Origin of the sequence: Brevibacillus sp. SIMBA_040 (assembly GCF_046535075.1) — a bacterium.
GTDB lineage: Bacteria > Bacillota > Bacilli > Brevibacillales > Brevibacillaceae > Brevibacillus.
Map to the genome: position 1 here is coordinate 1 of NZ_JAWRXI010000384.1, position 241 is coordinate 241.

General features: G+C 31.5%; 1 protein-coding gene. It reads right to left on the reverse strand.

Annotated features, from left to right (window positions below; all coding sequences use genetic code 11):
- Positions 1 to 241 (reverse strand): hypothetical protein (locus tag SB752_RS33185; protein ID WP_410719626.1); only part of this gene is annotated, 241 nt, incomplete at both ends.

Consider the following 241-nt stretch of genomic DNA (forward strand, 5'->3'; position numbering starts at 1 on the left):
GTATTAGCGTCAATCTTATAAGCATAGGTATCAGCTTGCCCATAATCTCCATCAGTACCAATTAATACTTTATGATTAATACTTCCTGTATTAAATTCTCCATTTACATTAATTTGTAATGAAGTATAGTTTTGCTCATTGTAGCTTCTTCCTAAAGGTCTAGACCAAGATGGGTTTAAATTATTTTTTGAAGAATCAAAAGCCCATTGTACTCTTTCTGTGGAGAAATAATCTTTGGTGT